The 5,030-nt window shown below is 69.2% G+C and carries 4 protein-coding genes; 3 read left to right on the forward strand and 1 reads right to left on the reverse strand.

What is annotated here, in order from left to right; translation table 11 throughout:
• Together ACKVMH_RS12690 and ACKVMH_RS12695 are read left to right on the forward strand one after the other, a co-directional pair.
• On the forward strand, positions 1–1,243 hold a 1,243-nt coding region (locus tag ACKVMH_RS12690; RefSeq protein ID WP_412700570.1), incomplete at its 5' end, for a chemotaxis protein CheA.
• A gap of 54 nt (positions 1,244–1,297) precedes the next feature.
• Entirely contained in the window at positions 1,298–1,789 is a 492-nt protein-coding gene (locus ACKVMH_RS12695; protein ID WP_215220262.1) for a chemotaxis protein CheW, read from the forward strand.
• A gap of 93 nt (positions 1,790–1,882) precedes the next feature.
• Here ACKVMH_RS12695 and ACKVMH_RS12700 read toward each other — a convergent pair whose 3' ends face one another.
• Positions 1,883–2,188: an energy transducer TonB gene (locus tag ACKVMH_RS12700; RefSeq protein ID WP_215219623.1), complete on the reverse strand. Its 306-nt coding sequence runs from the start codon at positions 2,186–2,188 to the stop codon at positions 1,883–1,885.
• Between the two features lie 247 nt (positions 2,189–2,435).
• Here ACKVMH_RS12700 and ACKVMH_RS12705 point away from each other — a divergent pair.
• Positions 2,436–5,030, forward strand: a 2,595-nt coding sequence (locus ACKVMH_RS12705; RefSeq protein ID WP_412700571.1) for a methyl-accepting chemotaxis protein, incomplete at its 3' end; no start/stop codon positions are given.

Here is a 5,030-nt window from a genome sequence, read left to right on the forward strand (position 1 = left end):
GCTCGGCGCGGACGCCGCGGACGTGCCCGCGCGCCGCGCCAGCGACGCCGAGACCTCGATCCGCGTGGCCGTCGCCAAGGTCGACGCCCTGATCAACCTGGTCGGCGAACTCGTGATCACCCAGGCAATGCTGCGCCAGCAGTCCAGTGGGCTGGACCCGAACACACATGAAGCGCTGCTGGGCGGCCTGGAGCAGCTGGACCGCAACACCCGCGACCTGCAGGAAGCGATCATGGGCGTGCGCATGCTGCCGGTGGAGTTCGCCTTCAGCCGGTTCCCGCGCATGGTGCGCGACCTCGCAACCCGGCTCGACAAGAAGGTAAGGCTGAAGACGAGGGGCGAGGCGACCGAGCTGGACAAGGGCGTGATCGAGAAGATCGTCGACCCGCTGGTGCACCTGATGCGCAACGCGATCGACCACGGCCTGGAAATGCCGGCCGAACGCGTCGCCGCGGGCAAGGACGAGACCGGCACCATCAGCATGAGCGCGGCCCACCAGGGCGGGCACATCATCATCGAGGTCGGCGACGACGGTAAGGGCCTGGACCGCGAGCGCATCCTGCGCAAGGCGGCCGAGCGCAACCTGCCGGTGCCGGCCGACCCCACCGACGCCCAGGTCTGGGACCTGGTGTTCCACCCCGGCTTCTCCACCGCCGACGCGCTGACCGACCTGTCGGGCCGGGGCGTCGGCATGGACGTGGTCAAGAGCAACATCGTCGCCCTCGGCGGCCAGGTCGAGATCCGCAGCGAGAAGGGCGTCGGCACCACCGTGTCGATCCGCCTGCCGCTGACGCTGGCGATCCTCGACGGCATGTCGGTGGCGGTCGGCGACGAGGTCTTCATCCTGCCGCTGAACATGGTGATCGAATCGCTGCAGCCCGGCCCGGGCGAAATCCGCACGATCGCCAATGACACCCGCGTGCTGAAGGTGCGCGAGGACTACCTGCCTCTCGTCAACCTGCGCGAGCAGTACCGCCTGCCCCATCCGGCTGGCGCTGGCGCCGCCGCCAACGCCGCGACCACGACGCCGATCGCGGTGGTGGTAGAAAGCGACGGCCGCAAGCTGGCGCTGGAGGTCGACGAGCTGCTCGGCCAGCAGCAGGTGGTGGTCAAGAACATCGAGGCCAACTACCGCCGCATCGCCGGTGTGTCGGGCGCGACCATCCTCGGCGACGGCCGGGTCGCGCTGATCGTCGACGCCGGCGGACTGGCGCAGTCCAATCCCCTCCCGTCGGCCGCCTGAGCGCCGCCGGACCGCAACCAAGGACCCACCATGAGCAGCTTCCGCCCCGACTCGATGACCCGCCAGCCCACACCGGGCCTGGACGGCGACGGTGCCAGCAACGAGTTCCTGACCTTCGCGCTGGGCGAGGAGGAATACGGCGTCGACATCCTCAAGGTGCAGGAGATCCGCGGCTACGACGCGGTGACCCGCTTGCCCGACGCACCGGAGTACATCAAGGGCGTGATCAACCTGCGCGGCGTGATCGTGCCGGTGATCGACATGCGGCTGAAGTTCCGCCTGGCCGCCGACTACAACCCGCTCACGGTGATGATCGTGCTGAACGTCGCTGACCGCGTGGTCGGCATCGTGGTCGACAGCGTGTCGGACGTGGTGCGCCTGTCCGCCGAGCAGATCCGCGAGGTGCCCGAGCTGGGCGCGACCATCGACCGCCAGTTCCTGACCGGAATCGGTACCCTCGACGAGCGGATGCTGATCCTGCTCGACATCGAGCGGTTGATGGGCAGCAGCGAGATGGGCCTGGTGGCCGAGGCGCTGGCTGCCTGACAGCACGATCCACGAAACGAAAAACGCGCCCCGGAAGGCGCGTTTTTTTTTGTCGCAACGCAAGGCCGCCGGTTGCCCGGCGGCATCGTGCCCTTACAGCGCGAAGTCGAGGCGCACCTTGCCGCGACCACCGCCCGGAGCGAACGACCACTTCTTGACCGCGGCCACCGCCGAGCGCTCGAACACGCGGGCCGGCTGGGCGTTGACGACCGAAACGCTCTCGACCTTGCCGGCGGCGTCGACCGAGAACTCGACCTCGACGAAGCCCTGGGTACCGGCGCGGACGGCTTCGGCCGGGTACTCGGGCTCGACCCGCTTGATCGGCTTGAGGTCGGGGGAGGCGAAGGCGGGGGCGACGAATGCCACGGCCAGCGCGGCGACGAAGAACGAACGCAACATGGGGATGACTCCTTGAAGGGAACTGCCTGGGGGTTGCCCCTTCCATCGGCCGCGAATGCGGGAACTTGTGCGAGCCGCGGCAGAACTGTGACGAGTGCCACGCTTGCCGAATGCCTCCCGTTCAGGCGCAACACGCCGCCGGGTGTTCCGCCCCGGTCCGCCGCCTCGCCGCAACCTAAAGTTTCGCCGGCGCAGGCCGATGGTCGGGTAGTCGACCCAGCCAGCGGTCACCATTGCCGAGGTTTCCATGTCACACCGCGCACCCCCTTCCCTGCTCGACCAGGCGCTTGCGCCAGCCACCCGCCTGATGGCGCGGTTGCGCTTCGGGCAGAAGGCCATGGTGATCGGCGCCGCCTTCACGGTGACGTGCGTCGTGCTGGGCGGCATGGTCATCGTCAACGCCGCGACCCAGTTGTCCGATGCGCGCCTGCAACGCGAGACGGTCGCCCCCATCGCGCGCCTGCACCGCTCGATGCAGTCGATGCACCTGTTCCGGCAGCTGATGGTGCGCAAGGGTGCCGGTGACGACGTGGCGGACGCCGAAATCGAGACGGCCCATTCCGCGGCGTCGTCGGACCTGGCCACTGCCAAGCAGTGGGCGCTGGCCAACCTGCCGCCGTCGGATGCCCTGGCCGCCTCGTTCGACGAGGCCGAGACTGCCTGGCAGGCCGCCAAGGGTGAGCATCCCGACGTGGCCAGTGCCGCCGCAGCGCGCGACCTGGCCGCGTCCGAACTGCGCGAGGTCATCGGGCTGATGGCCGACGTCTCGGGCCTGTCGCGCGCCAACGCATCCGGCACGCTCTACACCAGCAGCGTCGCCACCGAGTGGCTGCCGACGCTGGCCGAATACACCTCGCAACAGGCCGCCATTTCGATGGTCGTGCTCGGCGCCGGCAGCATCTGGGTGGATGACCGCACAACGCTGGCGATTACCCGCAACATGCAGGACTTCCTGCGAAAGCGCGCGACGCTGGACGTCGCCAACGCCGCGCTGGCAATGCCGGAGCTTGAGGCCACCGTCGGCCAGCGCCTGCAGACCGCGTTGGCTGCGGTGGACAAGCAGACCGCCTATATCCAGGAGCACATCCTCGACGCGCCGATGCCGGAGAAACCCGTCAGTGCGATGGCCGCGCGCGAAGAAGCCACCCGCGTGGCACTGACCGCGGCCCTGATCGGCGCCAACAACGGCCTTTCGGACGCGATCACCGCCGAGATCACCGCGCTGCAGTTGCGGCTGTGGCTGATCACCCTGTTCACGCTCGCCACGCTGCTGATTGCCGCCTACCTGTTCCTGGGCTTCATCCGCGGCACCCGGTTGTCGCTGCAGCACATCCGTCGCGTGGCCGAGTCGGTCGGCGCCGGCGAGTTCCCCGAGCGCGTGCGGGTGGACGGCAAGGACGAACTGGCCGACATCGCCGCCAGCCTGGATAACGCGGTGTCCAACCTGCGTCGGTTCGCCGATGCCCAGCGGTCGCTGTTCAATGCACACCAGGCCGGCGACGTCGACGAGCGTCTCGACGGCGCCGCGTTCCCCGGCTCGTTCGGCACCATGGCCGAAGAGATCAACACCCTCGTTGGCTCGCACATCGACCTGCAGAACCGGGTGGTGGCGATCGTCGATGCGTATGGCCGCGGCGACCTGTCCGAGGACATCGAGCGGCTGCCCGGGCAGAAAGCGCGCGTCACCGAGGCGGTGGACGAGGTCAAGGCCCGCATGCTTGCGGTCAACAGCGAGATCAAGACGCTGGTCGACGCCGCCGTGGCCGGCGACTTCAGCCGCCGTGGCGAGGCCGCGCGCTTCGAGTTCGTGTACCGCGAGATGATCGACGGCCTCAACGCCCTGATGGAAAGCGCAGACCACGGCATCGACGAGGTCGGCCAGCTGCTCGGCGCGGTCGCCGACGGCGACCTCAGCCGCAGCGCCGACGCCAACCTGCCCGGCCAGTTCGGGGAGCTCGCGCGCAACGCCAACGGCGCGATCCGCCAGCTGGCAGTGGTGGTCGGCCGCATCCGCGACGGCAGCGATGCGATCAGCGCCGCCGCCGGCGAGATCACCGCCGGCAACAACGACCTGTCGCAGCGCACCGAGCAGCAGGCCGCGTCGCTGGAGGAAACCGCCTCTTCGATGGAGGAGCTGACCTCCACCGTCAAGCAGACTGCCGACAACGCGCGACAGGCCAACCAGCTGGCGATCGGGGCTGCCGACGTCGCCGAACAGGGTGGCAAGGTCGTCGGTCAGGTCGTGCATACCATGAGCGCGATCAACGATTCCTCGCGCAAGATCAACGACATCATCGGCGTGATCGACGGCATCGCGTTCCAGACCAACATCCTCGCGCTCAATGCCGCGGTCGAGGCCGCGCGCGCCGGCGAACAGGGCCGCGGCTTCGCGGTGGTCGCCTCGGAGGTGCGCAGCCTCGCCCAGCGCTCGGCCAACGCCGCCAAGGAGATCAAGCAGTTGATCACCGACTCGGTCGGCAAGGTCGAGGAAGGCACGGCGCTGGTCGACCGCGCCGGCAAGACCATGGACGAGATCGTCGGCAGCGTGAAGCGCGTGACCGACATCATCGCCGACATCTCGGCCGCCTCGCAGGAGCAGAGCAGCGGGATCGAGCAGGTCAACCAGGCGATCCTGCAGATGGACGAGGGCACCCAGCAGAACGCCGCGCTGGTCGAGGAGGCCTCGGCCGCCGCGCGCAGTCTTGAGCAGCAGTCCGGCCAGCTGGTCCAGGCGGTCGCCGCGTTCCGCCTCGCCGCCGACGAGGAGCACCTGCAACCGGCGACGATCGTGCGGGTGGCCCAACCGGTCGCCGCTCCGGCCCCGGCACCCGCGCCGGCCACC

The organism is Lysobacter zhanggongensis (assembly GCF_046638635.1).
In the GTDB taxonomy this organism is placed as follows: domain Bacteria; phylum Pseudomonadota; class Gammaproteobacteria; order Xanthomonadales; family Xanthomonadaceae; genus Novilysobacter; species Novilysobacter luteus.

What these genes read in the sequence shown, in the direction of transcription:
- ACKVMH_RS12695 (WP_215220262.1), top strand. Translation starts at nt 1,298, where the DNA reads ATGACCCGCCAGCCCACACCGGGCCTGGACGGCGACGGTGCCAGCAAC.
- ACKVMH_RS12700 (WP_215219623.1), bottom strand. Translation starts at nt 2,188, where the DNA reads ATGTTGCGTTCGTTCTTCGTCGCCGCGCTGGCCGTGGCATTCGTCGCC.